This window comes from Mucilaginibacter flavidus (assembly GCF_024055575.1).
Classification (GTDB): Bacteria; Bacteroidota; Bacteroidia; order Sphingobacteriales; family Sphingobacteriaceae; genus Mucilaginibacter; species Mucilaginibacter flavidus.
This window is the reverse complement of record NZ_JAMXOE010000014.1, coordinates 77,287-95,234: the sequence shown is the minus strand read 5'-3', so window position 1 is coordinate 95,234 and position 17,948 is coordinate 77,287. Positions and strand designations below refer to the sequence as shown.

At 43.4% G+C, this 17,948-nt stretch carries 16 protein-coding genes; 2 read left to right on the top strand and 14 right to left on the bottom strand.

Going from position 1 to position 17,948, the window contains the following annotated elements; translation table 11 throughout:
* Positions 1–681 precede the first annotated feature (681 nt).
* The 4 genes from NAF19_RS19345 to NAF19_RS19330 all read right to left on the bottom strand — a co-directional run bounded on the left by NAF19_RS19345 (position 682) and on the right by NAF19_RS19330 (position 4,907).
* Positions 682–1,389 (bottom strand): hypothetical protein, encoded by a 708-nt coding sequence (locus tag NAF19_RS19345; protein WP_252791981.1) that lies wholly within the window; start codon positions 1,387–1,389, stop codon positions 682–684.
* 88 nt (positions 1,390–1,477) lie between these two features.
* Positions 1,478–2,887 (bottom strand): DUF4403 family protein, encoded by a 1,410-nt coding sequence (locus NAF19_RS19340; protein ID WP_252791980.1) that lies wholly within the window; start codon positions 2,885–2,887, stop codon positions 1,478–1,480.
* 68 nt (positions 2,888–2,955) lie between these two features.
* The gene (locus NAF19_RS19335) at positions 2,956–4,233 is read right to left on the bottom strand and encodes a sensor histidine kinase (RefSeq protein WP_252791979.1); all 1,278 of its coding nucleotides are present in this window, start codon (positions 4,231–4,233) and stop codon (positions 2,956–2,958) included.
* On the bottom strand, positions 4,230–4,907 hold the full coding sequence (locus NAF19_RS19330; RefSeq protein WP_252791978.1) for a response regulator transcription factor: 678 nt from the start codon (positions 4,905–4,907) through the stop codon (positions 4,230–4,232). Before NAF19_RS19330 ends, NAF19_RS19335 begins: the two co-directional genes overlap by 4 nt.
* A 185-nt stretch (positions 4,908–5,092) precedes the next feature.
* Between NAF19_RS19330 and NAF19_RS19325 the strand changes: the two genes are divergently transcribed.
* Positions 5,093–5,770: a cytochrome b/b6 domain-containing protein gene (locus tag NAF19_RS19325; RefSeq protein ID WP_252791977.1), complete on the top strand. Its 678-nt coding sequence runs from the start codon at positions 5,093–5,095 to the stop codon at positions 5,768–5,770.
* Between the two features lie 88 nt (positions 5,771–5,858).
* Positions 5,859–6,623 (top strand): hypothetical protein, encoded by a 765-nt coding sequence (locus NAF19_RS19320; RefSeq protein ID WP_252791976.1) that lies wholly within the window; start codon positions 5,859–5,861, stop codon positions 6,621–6,623.
* Here NAF19_RS19320 and NAF19_RS19315 read toward each other — a convergent pair.
* From NAF19_RS19315 to NAF19_RS19270, 10 genes are all read right to left on the bottom strand, one after another.
* Positions 6,620–7,309, bottom strand: coding sequence for a VIT1/CCC1 transporter family protein (locus tag NAF19_RS19315; RefSeq protein WP_252791975.1), 690 nt, complete (start codon positions 7,307–7,309; stop codon positions 6,620–6,622). The two genes, NAF19_RS19320 and NAF19_RS19315, sit on opposite strands and share 4 nt — an antisense overlap.
* 89 nt (positions 7,310–7,398) lie before the next feature.
* Positions 7,399–8,619, bottom strand: coding sequence for a DUF3570 domain-containing protein (locus NAF19_RS19310; RefSeq protein WP_252791974.1), 1,221 nt, complete (start codon positions 8,617–8,619; stop codon positions 7,399–7,401).
* A 23-nt stretch (positions 8,620–8,642) separates the two neighbouring features.
* Positions 8,643–8,864, bottom strand: a complete 222-nt coding sequence (locus tag NAF19_RS19305) for a DUF4266 domain-containing protein (protein WP_252791973.1) — start codon at positions 8,862–8,864, stop codon at positions 8,643–8,645.
* A gap of 5 nt (positions 8,865–8,869) precedes the next feature.
* Entirely contained in the window at positions 8,870–9,808 is a 939-nt protein-coding gene (locus tag NAF19_RS19300; RefSeq protein WP_252791972.1) for an FAD:protein FMN transferase, read from the bottom strand.
* A 4-nt stretch (positions 9,809–9,812) separates the two neighbouring features.
* On the bottom strand, positions 9,813–10,250 hold the full coding sequence (locus NAF19_RS19295; RefSeq protein WP_252791971.1) for a thioredoxin family protein: 438 nt from the start codon (positions 10,248–10,250) through the stop codon (positions 9,813–9,815).
* A gap of 15 nt (positions 10,251–10,265) precedes the next feature.
* Positions 10,266–10,694 (bottom strand): QcrA and Rieske domain-containing protein, encoded by a 429-nt coding sequence (locus NAF19_RS19290; protein ID WP_252791970.1) that lies wholly within the window; start codon positions 10,692–10,694, stop codon positions 10,266–10,268.
* Positions 10,695–10,946: 252 nt separating this feature from the next.
* Positions 10,947–11,549, bottom strand: coding sequence for an acyloxyacyl hydrolase (locus NAF19_RS19285; RefSeq protein WP_252791969.1), 603 nt, complete (start codon positions 11,547–11,549; stop codon positions 10,947–10,949).
* A 150-nt stretch (positions 11,550–11,699) separates the two neighbouring features.
* A complete protein-coding gene (locus tag NAF19_RS19280) occupies positions 11,700–13,004 on the bottom strand; it encodes a serine/threonine protein kinase (protein WP_252791968.1) in 1,305 nt (434 codons plus the stop codon).
* Positions 13,005–13,006: 2 nt separating this feature from the next.
* Positions 13,007–13,789, bottom strand: a complete 783-nt coding sequence (locus tag NAF19_RS19275; RefSeq protein ID WP_252791967.1) for an FHA domain-containing protein — start codon at positions 13,787–13,789, stop codon at positions 13,007–13,009.
* A 93-nt stretch (positions 13,790–13,882) separates the two neighbouring features.
* Positions 13,883–17,947: an FtsW/RodA/SpoVE family cell cycle protein gene (locus NAF19_RS19270; protein ID WP_252791966.1), complete on the bottom strand. Its 4,065-nt coding sequence runs from the start codon at positions 17,945–17,947 to the stop codon at positions 13,883–13,885.
* Position 17,948: the final 1 nt, after the last annotated feature.

The following is a 17,948-nucleotide window of genomic DNA, read 5'->3' as shown; positions in this document are numbered from 1 at the left end:
ACCAATACATCGATTATTTTATCTGAAGCGTTTAAGAAGCGTGGCGTGGTTGCCGGATAGCCCGGCATCTAAGCAATGGTAAAAACCACTAAGCGTTCCAATTTTGCACGCGGAACACCCCGAACGCTATGAAACATCCTGATTATCAGCTATATTTAGTTTTGTCTTTTAATAATATATTGATAGTCAGCGTATTAATCGGGGGTTTACAGACGGGGTTTACAGTATAGCCCGACCCATGGTAAATTACTGGCATCCAATATATTATAATATAAAAGGCCTTTACACCTGTAAACCCCCGTTCAAATTTACAGAACAACTATGTACAACGGGGCACAAGCCCACCTCTTTTGCAGTCCCTGATACGCGCCAGAACGAAAATCACCCGCCCGTTCAGGCATCCTGCCTGAATGCCAATAATTTAAGCGTCCCGCTTAAATTATTGAATGACTTTTTATAAGCTTTTTGGTTAGTCGCTGAAAATTAAATTATATCCACAGTTTGTTTTATTTAAACGGGTGTTTAAATTTCTGTGTGTCCAGGTGGCACGCTGGACAGGCGGGATTTCCCGTTATGGTAAGTAATGGAATCGCCGATAGCCCCCCAAGTAAGCTGCTTGCATGGACCGAACGCGCACAACAACATAAGGCATATTAACAACAATTTTTTTTTCATTATATTTTATTGAGTCGCTTGATTTTTAGAGCAAGGCCTAAGCGTTTCAAAAATCTTTAATACCAATGCCTGCTGTTTCGTAGTAAGTGAATTGGCGCCTATTACGATACCGTAAAAGTTGCCCCGATTAATATTAAAGCTTCGTTTATCGCGCATATAAATGGCTGTTTCTCCCCTATACCCTTGTTTCGGCATCTCAATACGCCTATACAGGTGGTTAAAGGTATCTATCCTAATGGTATGCCGTTTGACATTTTCGGGTAGCCTTACCGGCCAGTTAAACATTTTACCATCATGCCTACACACAGCGATATAATCCGAACCACTGAAAAAGCCAATTTTATCGCTGTCTTTCTTAGTTGATGGCCGAATGGACACAACATTTATTTTCGGACTATTATCGGCGTCGTAGGTGATACCGGGTTTCATAAACTGATCTCCAGCGTCAACAACAAACCAGCGCTGGCTTAAATATTCATCCGGAGTTTGAAGTAAAGTATCGGTATAATACCCAAAATCCATATTAAGCTTAACAATACCGTTTGTTATCAAACCACCTTTCGAATCGATACCACTCTGAAGCTCAACCTTAAAGTCTTGCGGTACGTCAAGCAAGTAACGGCCCAATTCAATTGTTTTCCAATTGCCTTTTGGATTAGTACACGCTGTAATAAAGCCGAAGATTACAAAAAGCAGAAACCTTTTTATTTTCATAACGTGCACTTAGTATTGCCCATCTCCACTGATCCCCAAATTTAACAATTCCATCTCTGCCAAGAATACCCCGGCTATTTACCGTTTTTTACATCACCACCTTCACCTTAACATCCCCGTTAGATAACGTACGAATAATCAATTTATCTTTCGTTGGATAAATAGCCATGATATCCAAATCTTTAATGCTCACATCCGAGCGGGTGTTATTGGTCATATCGCGGCTTAATTCTTTTTGCAGGCGGATTTTGCTATCGGCAATAAACTGGGTAAAGTTGTAGCTGGCTTTCTGGCGTATCTTATCGGTTATCTTACCGTTGAACATCCATTTGGCAACTTTAAGCATCCAGGCTTTTGTTTGCAGGTCGAAACTTAGGTCGGGGAAAGTAAGTATATGTGTTGCCGGGTCGTAGGTGGGTGTGCCGACAAGGTAAATTGTCCCGGTATTGGTTCCTTTAAAGTCAAGCTGCATAACAACCTGTTTACCAATACCAAAAACCCTGGCTTTCTCAACAATAAATTCGTTGCCGGCAACATTGGTTACCTGCCCGGCTACCTGCTGGTTTACCATATTGGTCAGGTGGTCGTAGTTCTCGAGCAAATCCAGGTAAACATTAAAGCCGCTTGCCGGTTTATAGGCAGTTAAATTTGGCAAAGGCGTTAGCAGTGGCCGCGCGCTTACGGTGGTTACAACCGGCCGGGCAGATAACCCCACCGAAAAACTAAGCACCGACCCATTTAAATTAAACCCGCTTAACCTTACTGCCTGCGGGTTTGCCGACACATAACCCACATCGCCCACCTTTGTTTCACTTGCAATGTTGTTCCATAACTGGGTAATTATGGTTTTAATATCGTAGGCTGCAATTTTGGCGTCCACCTGTTTGCCCAAATCATTTAGCGGGCCGGTTACATATTGTATTAGCTTGTCGGTGACATCTATGTTGCCCAGGAGCACATTACAACGGTCGATGGGTTTGGGTGAGGATGACAGCATGGTTTTCGACACCAGGTGGTAATCCGGCGTAATATTGATTACTGATTTATAGGATATTTCCATCCGGCGTGGCGGCTCGTCGCCCGTGCCGCATTGCCCTGTTATGGTTGGCACCAGGCAATGCCCCACCCCACCCAAAATCGTTGTACATTTGGCACAGTACGATGCCGTGAACCCATAACTACCGGTGAATTTCAAATTGACCGTATTAGCGCCTCCGGTAATCACAAAAGGCGTCCGCGTAAAGGTATAAGCATAGCTTAAGCCCTCGCATGCATCCTGTTTTCCTGCATACTTATTGGGAACCGAATTTTCGGCCTGGATAAAATAATTTTTTAAGTCGACCGTAACCGGCACTTCAATGTTTGATATGGGTTGCACAAGCTTGGGGATATCAGCATCGGCAGTTGCAGGGGCAAGCGGCTTAAGCGAACCACAGGATGAGAAGATCAGCAGCAATAAAATTGCAGATAAATAGAATAGTGGGTGTTTAAGTTTCATTACCAGGGAATATTGTAAGGTACCTTGTTAATACAACGCACTTTACCTGTCGTAAAAATAAGGGATTTTTACTTTTTAACAACGGTTTCCATATCCTTGTTAAACACTATTTCGAACCGGTGCAACGAGCCCTGGTGACTATAGTTAATATCCCAGTGATAAAGCTGGCAAATGTTTTTTACAATGGTTAAGCCTAGCCCTACCCCGTCAGATCCGGGTGCTTTTTGAAAACGCTCGAACAACATATCCTTATCCAGTGGTTTATCGGCTCCCGGGTTTTCAAAAACAAGCTTTTCCTTTGTTAAGGTAATCAGCAATTTACCGTGCTCAATGTTATGCCTTATCGCATTGCTGAATAAGTTATTCAACAAAATATCAATGAGCGTTTTACTTGCCACAATTCTGTTTTCTTTTAAAACCTCAATTACTGTGATGTCTTTTACAGCAATTAACTCCTTAAACTGCTGCAGCTTTTGAGTAATCAGCGACTGCAGGTTTAATGCCTCCTCGTCGTTAACCAGGTTATTTTCAATTTTAACAAGCAGCAGCAATGCATGGTTCAGCCTTGACAGCTTAGCCGCCGCCGAATAAATATCATTTATTTGCGTGTATTGATCGGCATTTAAATTTTCATCCTGTATCAGCGTATCAAGCTTGGTGGTAATAACCGCCAGGGGCGTCATCATTTCGTGCGAAGCATTTTCGGTAAACTGCTTGAGGTGCAGGTAATCATTTTTTACCCGCGATGCCATTATTTGGACAGCGGTGTTGAGTTCATTAAACTCATCAACGCCGTTCGGCTTCGACGAGAAGTCCTTGGGGTCGGCTACGTTAAATGTTTTTAATTCATGTAAAATGTTATAAAACGGAAGCCACAAATTGGTAAGTACATATTTATTTGTTATTAAAAGTATAAGCAACAACACGATGAGCAGCACAACCGTTATCAATGTAATTATTTGCAGCAGGTTATTAATTCCCGAGTACGATTCGGTGATTATTAGCTTGTAATTCTGCCCTGCAACAGTTATTAATGCCGCTGCTGCCCGCCTGTTTTCGGGCATTTTACCAGGTCCGTTGTAATAAACCGAATCAAAAAATCTTGTCGTGAAATCCCTGGAATTAATTTTTATAAATTCTGTTAAATTATCATCAAAATCATTTTTGGGGATTTTACCATTCCGGTTAACATAGTCAATACGTTCTGCAATTTCTTCGGCAATTTCGCGGTCGAGCTGGTCCCTGGTTATTTGGCGGATGGCGAAATAATATATTAAGGCGCCAGCCATTAACACTACTATAGTGATAAAAATGCTCGCCCTGTTATAATGGGTAGCCAGTTTCATTCGGCTATAAATTTATATCCAATTCCGTAAATCGATTTAATGTAGTCAGCACATTGGGCGTCCAAAAGCTTTTTACGAAGGTTTTTTATGTGCGTGTAAATAAAATCAAAATTATCGTGCATATCCATCTCATCGCCCCACATGTGCTCGGCAATGGCGTTTTTAGATATAACCTTTCCTTTATTTGCTATAAAGTACAACAGTATATCATACTCTTTGCGCGTTAAAATAATTACTGTGTCGTTTACTGAAACTGTTCGCCCAAGCAGGTTTATAGTTATTTCGTTAAATATAAGTTTATTATTGGTGTTAAACGTTTTGCGCCTGTAAGTGGCCACAACCCTTGCTTTAAGTTCGGCCAGGTGAAATGGTTTCGTAATATAATCATCGGCCCCGGTGTTTAAGCCCAATATTTTATCATTTAACGAGTTCCGGGCAGATATGATTAATACCGCTTCGTTACGGTTATTTTCTCTCAGGTAATCCAAAACGCCAAAGCCATCGCCGTCAGGCAAGCCAATATCAAGCAAAATGCAGTCGTATTTATATGCCGACAACTTGTCAATGGCTGTCGTTAACGAATTGCAACTTTCACAAATATTGCCTTCCTCGTTAAAGTAATTGAAGATGTTATCGCAGAGGCTTTTTTCATCCTCAATAATCAAAAGTTTCACCGGGGGTTTTTATCAAATATAAACTTTGAAATTGAAGAAATACTGAAGTTTATTTCAGTAAATAAAAGCAAACTACAGAATTACTTCAAAATAGCTTTATAATTTTAGAATGCTTTATATCTTGTAGCAAAAACAATATCTCAACATTCCACTTAATTAATAATAAACTAACAAACACAAAAATTATGGCAGTGATAGAACCAGTAAGGATGGACATAGTTCGACCAGGAAAGGTTAAAAAGTATTCGCCGTCCTTGCGGCTTTGGCATTGGGTAAATATGATAGTGATCAGTGGCTCGCTAATAACGGTACTGATCAACGCTACTATTACAGACGATCAAACCTCGTCAGCCATAATTAAAACTGAACTTCAAAACTCGGGCGTAAAAGCTAATGACGACCAGGTTCGGTCAGCAGCCCATGCACTTAGCGACAGCGTTTGGGATATCCACAAGTATTTTGGCTATTGCCTTGCCGGCCTTTTATTATTCAGGCTGATATTGGAGTATTTTGAGCTAGCCGACCAGAAATTCATCAGGCGTATAAAAAGTGCGTACATGAAGTATAACGCCGTACAAAAAGACAGGAAGACGGCGCGGCACGAGCTTACCGTAAAGCTGATATATTCCGTATTCTACGTGCTATTGGTAATTATGGTGGTAACCGGGTTATTCCTGGCGTTTGAGGACGAACTGAGGGCATATAAAGCAATAAGACACAGTGTTAAAGAGGTTCACAGTTTTTGTATGTACCTGGTTTTAGCATTTATTGCCGTTCACCTTGCCGGCGTATTTCTAGCCGAAAGAAAAGACTCGAAAGGCATAGTTTCTGACATGATAAACGGCGGCAATGAAGGCGCCTGATTGTATTTTTTATGTTACGGATAATTTCGTGCAGGATATTCTTAAAACTAAATAATACTTTTAAATTTTGATGCCTAATGCTTGTTTAATGTTAAAGTCGATACCATTTTTTACGCTGCTGCTCCTATTTTCAATTGCTATTAAGGCCCAGGATAACTACGAAATACAAGTGTACGGTTCAGAAACCGTAGAGAAAAGCCGCACAATGCTTGAGCTGCACAGCAATTTTACAGCCGATGGCTTTAAAGACAGCGAGAACGGTGAACTTCCCGACAACCACGTTTTTCACGAAACCATCGAAATTACCCACGGCTGGACAAGCTGGTTCGAAACAGGTTTTTATATTTTTAATTCAATAGGCAGCGAGGGCCGCACAGCTTATGTTGGCTCGCACATCAGGCCAAGGGTAGCCGCCCCTGCCGAATGGAAATGGCCTGTGGGGGTAAGTATTTCTACCGAATTTGGATTTCAAAAAAAGGCCTTTTCTGCCAACACCTGTACCCTGGAAATAAGACCGATAGTTGATAAAAAATGGGATAAACTTTACGTTGCGGTAAACCCAACCATAGATAAGAGCTTTGCCGGGCCCGACAAAGATGCCGGATTTATATTTTCGCCAAACGTAAAGGGGAGTTATGACGTAAGCAAAGTTGTAGCACTTGGACTGGAATACTACGGCAGTACCGGCCCGTTTTTTCACTACGACTCGTTTCAACAACAGCAACACCAATTATTTGTGGCTACCGATTTAACCTACAGCGCCGACTGGGAGTTTAACGGCGGCATCGGCTATGGATTTACGAAAGCTACTGACAAAGCTATATTCAAAATAATAATTGGTCGCCGGTTTTAATGGCTGGTAATCAGCTTTGCCATAACAAATGCAGCCGCGGCAGCAAGCGCGCCAATCACAACCACTTTTAGTGCTCCTGAAAACGGTGGCTGCCCGGTAAACTTACTTTTAAAGTACCCGAAAACAAAAAGGCAAACCAAAGTCACCGCGCATGAATAATACAGCGCCTGCTCCGAATTATTGATAAAGAAGTATGGCGACAATGGGATGACGCCCCCTACAATGTAAGATAACCCAATGGTGATAGCGCTTTTCCTCGCCCTGTTTGGGTTGGGTTTTTCCAGGCCGAGTTCATACCTCATCATAAAGTCAACCCATTTATGTTCGTCTTTAGCCATTTCGTCGGCTATCTGCTGTTGCAGCGTTTCGGATAGACCAAAGCCGGCAAAAACCTCTTTAACTTCCATCTTTTCCTGCTCGGGCACCCGTTTTACCTCCTCATATTCGCGCTGTAGTTCAGAATCGTAATGATCTTGCTCGGTACGGCCGGCTAAAAACCCACCAAGCCCCATCGCTATCGAGCCCGCCACTATTTCGGCAATACCTGCCGTAACAACAAGCGTTGATGAACTTACAGCGCCGCTTAAGCCTGCTGCAAGTGCAAATGGAACGGTTAAACCATCAGACATACCAATAACGATATCCCTGATGGTTTCTGAACTTTCTACGTGATGTTCGCTGTGCATAAAATTAAGTTTTTTTTGATATCCGGTATTGCGGTAAAGCCTTTATTTTAGTTCATCCAATATACGCTTTGCCATCCTAAAATTACCAATTATTTAAATTTTAAGGCCAATGTTAAAATATCAGAGTTTAAGCCGGTTGAACGCATGTAATGCCCGTACCTTAACTCAAGCGTATTTAAATGCTGCCAGCCAAATATTCCGTTTGGCGGCGACAATCGCAGGTTTGCGCCTATAAAATTGCTGTGCAATGTTGACAGGTCATAATCACTGGTATAAAAAACATCAGTTGGGTTATGCAAACCGTACGGCGTGAAATAACGCGTACCCTGCTGGGTATTATAGCGGTAAAACGGACTTATAGATGCAAATGATGAAAACTTAATAGGTACTTCAATTTCGGCAGTATGAGCCCTTATGCCCCAATTGTCCATATAATACCTGTAAAACGTACGGATTACAAAATGGTCATCTAAAAAGTAATTAAGTCTTATAGCTACCGGTAGCTTATAGCGGCCACCGGGCAGGTTCTCAACACGTTCACTGCCATCAGTAAAATAATCGCGTTGGTATTTTGTGGCCAGCAAACCTTTTTGATACGAAGGCTCAACTATTAACGCGGCCTGCAGTCGCGTACTTATCACCTGCGACAGCGAGAACGAGGTACTAAACGAGTTTCTCGGTGCATTAGGCACGGGGTTCCTCTCATCGCGGTTCGACCCGGATCCATAGCCTGGCGGTCGCAGTTCAACCGGAAGTATTACCTTCCAGGTATCTAAAAAAGCCTGGGCTTTGAAATCAAACTGGGTATTTTTATTATTAAACACCCTTGTCAGGTTAAAACCAAACCCTTTAGATTGGTAATCAAATTCGTGCGAGTAGGAAAGGGAAAAGCCATAGGCATTGCCCGTTTTTTCATTTGAATTCGTCCAGTTTATCGAAGGATATACCCGGGTATCTTGTCTTGAAGCAGAAGAAACGCTATAAGGATCAATTTTATCCGACGATGCTGAAGTATAATGATCGACACCTAACTCAAAATTAAAAGTATTTTTATGCCCGTTGCCGGTAAGCTTTGAAAGCTGCACATCAAGTGTGTTTGCAAAATCAGTCAAATTTTCGGTGCCAATGCCACCTGTAACTGCCGAATTGTTTCCGTTTTGATGGTAATATGCCGATACAAAATTCACTTCATCAACCTTTAACTTACGGGTTTCGTAGTTGCTGGTATCCTTAACAGGAGCAGCGGTTTGGGCATGTGATGACAGGATACCCAAGTAAAGGGCTAATACGCCCAGGTATATTTTTCTCATTTACAATAAATTCTTTTTTGTTATTAATTACAACCGCAGCCGCCGCCACTCTTTCCGCCATTTGCTCCCGAACCGCCCTCGCGGTATAACTGGAAACTTTGTTCAAACTTTTGCGATTTACGGGCCGAAAGCTCCATTTCCGAATCGTTTATCCGGTTTTTTTGGTAAGCTTTTACCGAACTGCAGGCCGACATGCTGCAGGCAATTATTGTAAACGTTAATATTAACAGGGGCATTCTTTTCATCCGGATCAGTTTTTTATATTTATATTTTTCGAACAGTGTATTTGATTATTATCATCAATAACTATACAGGCAATTTGTTTTAGCTGATTTATTAAATCGAGCCCCACCCTTACCCCCATTACCATCACCGGCGTTGCCATCGCATCCGCCAGCTCAGCACTCGGGCTGATGATACTTACGCTTTTTATGCCTGTAACTGGCAAACCTGTTTTCGGGTCAATGGTATGCGAGTATTTTCTGCCCCCTATCATCACGTATTTTTCGTAATTGCCCGATGTGGCAATTGCCATATTGCTGATATTTAGCGTACTAAAAGGCGTGATGCTTTTATCCGGGTCGGCTATAGCAATGGTCCAGGGTTTACCATTCGGTTGGGTGCCCCAGGTAACCAGGTCGCCTGCGGCGTTTACAATACCACTGGTAACACCCAGGTTCTGCAACAAAGCCCTAGCCTTGTCTGCCGCGTAGCCTTTGCCAATCCCGCCAAATCCTATTCTCATGCCCTCTTCTTTTAAAAATATAGTGCAGTCGCCTTCATCAAGTATTACATTATTATAATTGATGAGCCGAACCGACTCACGGGCTACTTCAGGGTCGGGCAGCGCTGTCATACTTAAATCAAAGTTCCACAGGCTTTTGTCAATTCCACCGTAACTGATATCAAACGCGCCCTGTGTCAACCCCGATATTTTTAAAGCGCGCTCAACCAATTCATAAACTTCGCGATCAACCTTTATAGGCTGTACGCCTGCATTTCGGTTTACCTGGTTGGTTTGGCTGTCATCGCTAAAAGTTGTTAACAGCTTTTCTATCCTGCTGATTTCTTCAACTGCAGCGTCAATACATTTGTGAGCCCAGTGTTCGTCATCGCTCACAACACTGATCTCAAAACGGTTACCCATTAAGCGAAGCACGCGTTTATGAACCGTAACTATTCCTAACATAGTATTAGCTGCCCGGAGTGGTAAAAGGGTTTATTTGTTCAACAAATTTTTCGGGCGATTCATTAGGGAAGCCGTCCCACTCTTTTAATACCTTGCCGTGCTCGTCAATTAGTAATGTATAAGGAAACTTACCATCGGGGTTATACTTTTCTGCCAGCTGTTCGTTCAGTTTCGTTTGCTCCTTGCTTAGCATATTTTTCTTTTGGCGCGGAAAATCTGCACGAACCAATACCAGGTGAGACGACGCAAAATCTTCAAATGCCGAAGTCTCCAGAATTTCCTTGCGCTCCCTTATGCAAGGGCCGCACCAGTCAGATCCTGAGAAGTTTACCAATATTAGTTTATGTGTTTTAGAAGCTTCAGTAGTAGCCTGGTTAAAATCACCAAGCCAGGTAACCTGTGAAAACAGGCCGATTATAAATGATGCAAATAATAATTTCATATAATATTTAATAGTTTATGAATGAATTCTTAACGATGCTCCGGTTAATGTAGTATTGTACACGGTAAGATTTTGACGCGCCGGTGAATTTTTAACAACTCCCGCCTCCGTAAATGCCGACCCGTGATTATTACAGTAAAATTGTTGGCTGCTGCCCTGGTATACCAGCGGATAATTTTCGTGTGTGCATGATTGTTGTACGGCTATGTAAGCACCGGCGGTTGTTTTGGCTATAATAATATTATTTTGAGCCAGGTAGCCGCCATTTGCAAGCAACGCCGAGTTAGCGGTCGCTGTTAAATCAATTGTAAAATCTACGCCTGTAGGTCCGTTTACCGAATTTGATGAACCGGGGTTTGAGCCTTTTGAACAGGCTACACAATTCATAACGGTGAAAGCTGCCGCGCTTACACCAATTGCCGAAAGAAATTCTTTTCTGTCCATTTTTAATTTAAAATCATTGTCCTTAATTACCTTTAAATATTGCTATCCCACGTTTCAAACGTATGAGTATGGACTACCAGGCCCGTCATGCCGACGAACCCGACATATTTCCTGAATTTCTGATTGTAAATTATCAGTTACAACAACAATAATACCGTTCAAATCTGTAGTTGAAATGAAAATGGTCTTTTTTAACATTTTTTAAGACTTTTCGACTGACAGAGGAAATGTTTGTTGTTGCGATATAATTAGTCAAAAGGCAACAAAAACGCCTTCGGTTAATGTTATATCATTCAACCCGGCATTGGGGATTCTGAACTTTGCGTTACTAATATGCCTGATACCGGGCCTTACGTCCAGGTACAGGCTTTTATAAATCCGGAGATTTATCCCGGCGCATAAGTTGTTTGAAAACACAAAACCATTAGCCTGCCTGTGTGGTGTGCCCGAAGCATAATGTGGCCCGGAGCTTAGCATCATATAAAAACTTAATAAATCGTTCGCCACATTTTTTCGGAACAGGAAACCGATGTTTAGCCCATATTCGTAGCCGGTAAGGTAATCCTTAGTATCATCATGCGGGTACATTTTGTACTTGGTAGTATTATACTGTGGCTGTGCCAGTAATTCAATCCCAAAATTCCTTTTTCGGGAAATGGCGATGGAATATTGCAGCTGGTAAAATTTAACCTGATAGTAGTAGTCGGTGTTAAGTGCGATGGAATGGCTATTGCTGCCCGTTAATTGCCCAATGTACTGGAAACCAGCGCCGGTTGCAAAACCTATTTTGTATTTCCTGCCGTTAAATAACGTATCCTGCCCGAATAATAAATTCGCGGCAAAAAATGTACTCAAACAGGTAAATATCAGGATTACTTTTTTAGACAACGCAGTGTATTATTATTAGGGGCACTAAGCTTAACGTAAAGCTAGTTAAACAACTGCATTTTATACTGCGAAATAGCCAATTAACCCGGTAAAATGTCTAAAAAAAGGTTGCCGATATTAAAAAATCCCAAGGAATTTCTTTTTCTTTTTGTGCACCACCTTTTTTTTGTGAACCGGCTTTAAGGACTTCGTGGTATCCACGCTGGCAGTATCTTTATTAACTGTATCCTTTGGAATTATGTGTTTCTTTTTCGGAACTATTTTATTAACTATCAGTTTTTTTTGCGCATAAAACGGGGTATCGGTTATTTGCAAGGGAGGAACAGTTTTTGCCGAAGGCGATTTAAACAATCCAAAAGCAACAGAACCCAAAAGTAATACCACAAGGCCGGCCATTAAACTCTTCGAAATGGTCACAGTCGACTTTCCACTGGCCTGTTTTTGGCGATAGTGAGTTAGCTCTTCCAGCAACCTGTCGTTTTCCGCCTGGAGTGCCGTGATAGCATCAGCTGCATCTTCCTGGCTTTCGGCCACCATAGTTTCGTTAATTGCATCGTGCAAGGCTATCCCGTCCGCATATCGTTTTTCAGGCGATTTTTCAAGACATTTTGCAATCAGGTGCAACAACCAGGCAGGCACTTGCATTTCGCGCTCAGGCCAAACTTCAGGCATGTTTTCTTCGCGCAGTTCCATCACATCAGGTACCGGCGATTCCATATGCGACAGCATGATATGGTTGCGGGCAGTCTCCCCGTTATCTTCCAGCGGGAAAGGCACCCGTCCACCCAGCAATTCGTATAACACAACCCCAAAACTGTAAATGTCAGTTTGGAATAACATTTGCCCTTCGTTTTGCTCCGGCGCCATAAACTCAATGGCCCCTGCATGCCGCATACTGCTGCGCCGCTGCTCGTCGGACATAACCGACAGACCAAAATCCAGCAGCACATAATTACCCGAATGGATGTTATACTTTACGTTATTGCTTTTTATATCCCCATGCTTTACCCCCACCTTGTGGCAATGCGATAGCGCACACGCCAGTTGGTCGGCCAGTTTTATCACTTCTTTTATGGTGAAAATCTTCTCGTGCGGTGGTTTCAGTAACTCACCCAAGTCCGGCCCTTCAATAAACTCCATTTCGATAAACGGCAACGAGCCGCTTTCGGTTATACCTGAGTTCACTATTTTAACAACATTTGGGTTAGGTATTTCATTTACCTTTTTCAACTTTTCTACCTCGTTTATAAAATTCCGGTAGTTTAAGTCGTCCATGCTTTCGGTGTGGATGGGCGTAGGTAGCAGCTTAACCGCACTTATAATTGGGCCAACCCGCCTGCCTTTATACACAGAGCCCTGCCCGCCGGTGCGCAGCGCGCCCATGTTCTCCAAACCTTCAGTTATGGTAAATATCTTGCTCATCGTTACGACGTGTGATAGCTAAATTCAAACACCGCCGACTCGCCCAATATCACCTGGTCGCCCTCGTTTAGTTTGTGCCCAATTTGGGTTGAGTGCAACTTCGTTAAATTTTCTACACCGGGTGTTTTTATCTTTATTTTGTTGCCAGGAGGCACCCCGCCTTCATCAGCAAACAAAATAAAACAGCCGCTCTCATTGTTCCATTCAATGTGCGCGTGTTGCCTGCTGATAAATTTGTTACTTTCGTTTTTGCTGTCGCCCGGGAACGCAATTTGGTTCAACCTGAAAAAGCCATCACTTACCTGCGCTTTGGCCTCGCGGCCGATATTTATTTTGCCATCGGCTGATGTTATTTCGTAAGCTACCTTTTCAGCTTTCCCGTTTAAAATAGTTATCCGCGCCGAACCCGAACGCTGGATATTGTGCTCTTTTGTGCGGATAAATATCGCTGCACTAAGCCCATCTGCTTTAATTGCATCGGGCGGAAACTCATCAGTAAATGCAATTTCCATCGCCCAATTAGCAGGTAAATCGAGTGCAAAATCATCGGCAATGCGTTGAATTTCTTCTTTAAATTTCTCCTGCTCATCCAGGTAAACGGCTCCCTCATACAAATGCCGGTCGGCCGTGCCTGCATTTATAAAAATGTGTATACCCTTTATATGGCGCCCTTCGCCCCCCTCCGACTTTTGTAACTGATCTTTCACCAGCCGTAGCAGCGCGTCCCTTAAGCCCTTCACATCATCCGGGGCATTGCTTTCACTCTTTTTAAACAGGTTAAACATATAACAAACTATTTTTTTTATTTACTGTGACTGGCATTCGGACATAAAGTCAATACCATCTTATTTTTTTCCCGACTAATCTCTAATACACAACTACTCAACAGGTGTTTCGGTTTCACTAACCGGCTGAATATCTTTTATGTAACCAGCCTTGCGTAATAGTGGAATAACCGTACGCCCCGCAAAGTGCACAGCATCCGACGACCCCTTGGTCGATTCGATTCGGATACACACTACAATATTGCCCTTGCCTTTTGCCAGCGGGGCAAAAAACACGTACCAGCCGTCGTTTATGCTGTTGCCTTTCCAAATTCTTTCGGGTGTACCGGTTTTGCCCGCAACCTTTAAATTTAATATCGGTTCTTTCGGCGCACTTTGCTCAATCATGTATTTTGTAAGCAATGCTGCATATTTAGGGTCGTTAGCCAGTTGTATGCTGCTTTTAACGGGCTGCACAGTATCGTTTACTTTCAATACAAACCTGTTGGCCACCAGCGATCCGCCATTAGCTACGCTCGAAACCAGCCTGGCAACCGCAGCAGGCGTAGCAATCAGTTCGCCCTGCCCCCATGCCATACCTGATATACCTTTTGCACGGGTTTTATGAATGTTGTTCGGGTCGTAACGTGGCCTGGTGTTAAACTCCGTTTTACGCCAAAAGTCACGCCATTTATTTTCCTGGTCTGTATTTTCGGGCTTTTTATTGTAATAGTAACCGCCTACGCCATGCAAAAACATTCCCGCTTTCATATAAAGCGTAGCCATATCTTCCTGTAATTGTTTTTCATTGGCAAGCTTAATAAAATACACGTTGTTTGATTTTGCTATCGCCTGCTCCAAAGTGATAATCCCCGTTTCATCCGGCTCGATGCCTTTAGTACGGATACGCTCTTCCATGCTTACATGAAATTTCACATCGTTAGCCGCTAAACCCAGTTTATTGAACGATGCCATGGCTGTTAAAACCTTGGCGGTTGAACCCGGCTGTGTGGCATAAGTAAAGCCTAAATCGCTTGTAGTCATCCACTGCGAAAGTTTATTTTGCTCCTGCTGCGGCATTGTTAACTGATCGTAGTTGTGCACAGGCGGCAGCGGGTAAACAGCCGAAGCCAGCACATCGCCGGTTTGGGGCAGCATAATAACTACCGACACCCGGTTATCCTGTAAAGCGGTGTCTGCCGCCATTGCCTGCTGTATGCCCGTTTGCAGTTGAGCATCAACAGTAAGCTGCACATCACGGTTGCGCTTTTTGAAGGCTTCAACCGCCGGGCTGTTAATACCTGCGAGCAATAACGGAGCAAGGGCGCCATAATCGCGTTTACTAACCGACATTTCTTTTACCCCCATCGGCAAAAAGCGATCTTCTTTAAACCGGCTGGCATGTGCGTTAAAGCTCACAACGGGCATTTTGAAGCCACGTAACTCGGCTGCATGTTCATACTCGGCAAAATAGCCGTTGGTGCTGCCGTTGAAAACACCTGTATTATCATCACCCGTCCAAAAAAACATTTGCTCTTCAAAGGGGTAATAACGGGTTAAACGTTTATGCATAGCAGAGTCGACATCGAAACCTCCGGCTCCTGCCGCATTCATGGCGCTCTGCTGTTTTTTTATCAAGACCGGGTTACTGGTAGCCAATATTCTGCCTTGCCTGTCAAACAGTGTACCCGCCTGCAGTTTGTTCATTAATATCGCTATCCGTGGGTTATAGCTAAACATGCGCGCACCACTCCTGTCGGCGACCAGCGCTGGTTTTACGATCCATTTTTTACTGTCGAACAAATAGCTCGATATGTTCACCACCAATAATATAATACCAATACAGGCAACAAGTAATGCAGGCACAAGGTTACGGTCCTGCTGTTTGGTGATGAAGCTCATTTGCACCGGCGTACCTTTTACAAGTGAGGCTGACAACAAAAATCCGGCGGCTAAAAAGTTGGCTACCAATGAGGAACCGCCATAGCTTTCGAAGGGAAGCGCCACGCCTGACAATGGCAGGGCGCCTGTTGAGCCACCCGCTATCAATAAAAATTGTATAAACGTACAAATGCCTATCCCTGCACATAAATAGAACAGGAACGGCGTTCCAGTTTGCCGCCCGATAATTATCGATCGGTGCAGGTACAGCAAAAACAGCAGGAATATACTTACAATCCCCGTCCAGCCAAAGTTTTCGCCGATGGCGGGTAATATCATATCAGTGTGCGCCTCGGGGATGGTTTTAGCGAACGACTCACCCACACCCTGGCCGGTTATGCCCCCGCCAGACATGGCCCAAAGGCCGTTAGCCACCTGGTCGCCGCCATAAACTTCGTTGTTCCAGGCGTCTTGCCAGATTGCCTTCCGGTCTACCAATCGTTGCACCGGGCCCGGCACCAGCTTATCTAAATATGGGATTTTATCTATCGTTAAAAAACCAGAAATAATTATCAAGGCCATTATTGCCGATTCGCTCAGTGTCCGGCGTTTAGAGAGAAAATTGAGTGCCAACATTATTACCGTGAGTAGTGTTGACAACCAGACGTTTTTAAAAACCCAGGTGATCAGCACATAAAACACTACCGACAACGCCATAAACATAAAATCGCCGCGCGAAAAGGAAAACAGGATAATGAATGTAAAACAGATCACTATGGCCGGCCCCATATCACCCAGCATCAGGAACAATAGTAACGTAAATGCGATGGCGATCACAGCGAACGAAAAGAATGACCACCGCTTACGCCAGCTGGCATATTCGCTGATAAAACGCTCGTTAATGGCAAAAAATCCCGCCAGGAAAAATATGATCAAATATTTAACAATCTCGCTGGGTTGAAAACCGAAGAGGTTTACTTTAACACCGCTTCCTTCCGGACCTGTACCAAATCGAATGGTCAGTAATAACAATCCCATCGCAGCAATGATCCACGGCCAGCCATTTGCTGCTTTCTGACTGTTTTTAAAGACAAACATGCGGTACAAACCCGAATCCGGCGTAAAACGGCGTAGCTTTAAAAACAACAGCAATAGCATTGCCGCAAAGCCCATCCCTAAATAAACCAGGGAATCTTTCGCAAAGAAACGATCACGCAAGGGGTCTTGCAGACTTAGCAGCATAATAAACGAAATCCCGGTAAGGATCATTACCAGCGGCAGCACTACCTGGTCGGCATCGGGAAATTTGCCGCTCAATACTAAATGGATAATGAAGAAGCAGGCAAAAAAACAACCGGCTATAATCCAGTACCACAAATTATATTCATCCGGCGTACGAATAATCAGCGCCTTTTCTTTCTTAAGAATATTAAAATCTTTTGATGATATCAGCCTGATGGTATGCGGTGACTGATAAAAATTAAATGCCTCGTCCCTGTCAAGGTTTTCAGTACCCTGCGACCTGCCGAACTGAAAGCCCGGCTGTAATGGCAAAACATTAAATGCTTTATTTGCAGGCAGGTTGGTAAAACTATATTCGCCCTGGGAGCCTGTGCGGGCGTAAGCTGTTAAGGTTTGCAGGTGGTTAATACCTTTTTCGTCGGCAATATAAGTTAGCTTAAACCCGTTGCCTGTTTGTATTTTGGTTTTTACGACCTCGCTTTCCTCATCATTAAAAATGCTATCCTGCGGTACAATCATTTGCAGCCGCACCAATACGCCAGCTACCGGAGCATCTTTATTCAATATTTTGCCCGATATGCTATTGCCCGCTAACCCAAGATCGGTAGTTGCCGGCAAAGATGGCGGGCCTGTTCTTTCCTGGGTAAACCTCACCGAATCATCGCCGGTGTAGCCCAGCAACATGCGCGATACCTGTACCCTGTCTTTATATGATTTGCCGCCATCGGCAAAGGCCGCATCGGCATCTACATTATATTTCAGCTTGTTGATCTCGCCGATGTTGTCGAATTTACTTTCCGTTTTATTGCGTTCGGCTACCGTTTTCTCAATCAGGCTGATGTCTTTTTCGTCATCAAAATAATAACCCTTACGCAATAATGAAGCTAAGTTTTGAGCGGGTTTAGGTGCATTCAGGTTAACCATGGTGCCATCTTTTAACCGTTTATCAACATCGGCAAAGTTTTGCTGCTGAACAATAAATAGCCTGCCAAACAGTAAAGCCAGCAATATGGTAGTTAGTAACAGGAATACGCGTTCTTTTTTCCTTGCGCCCATT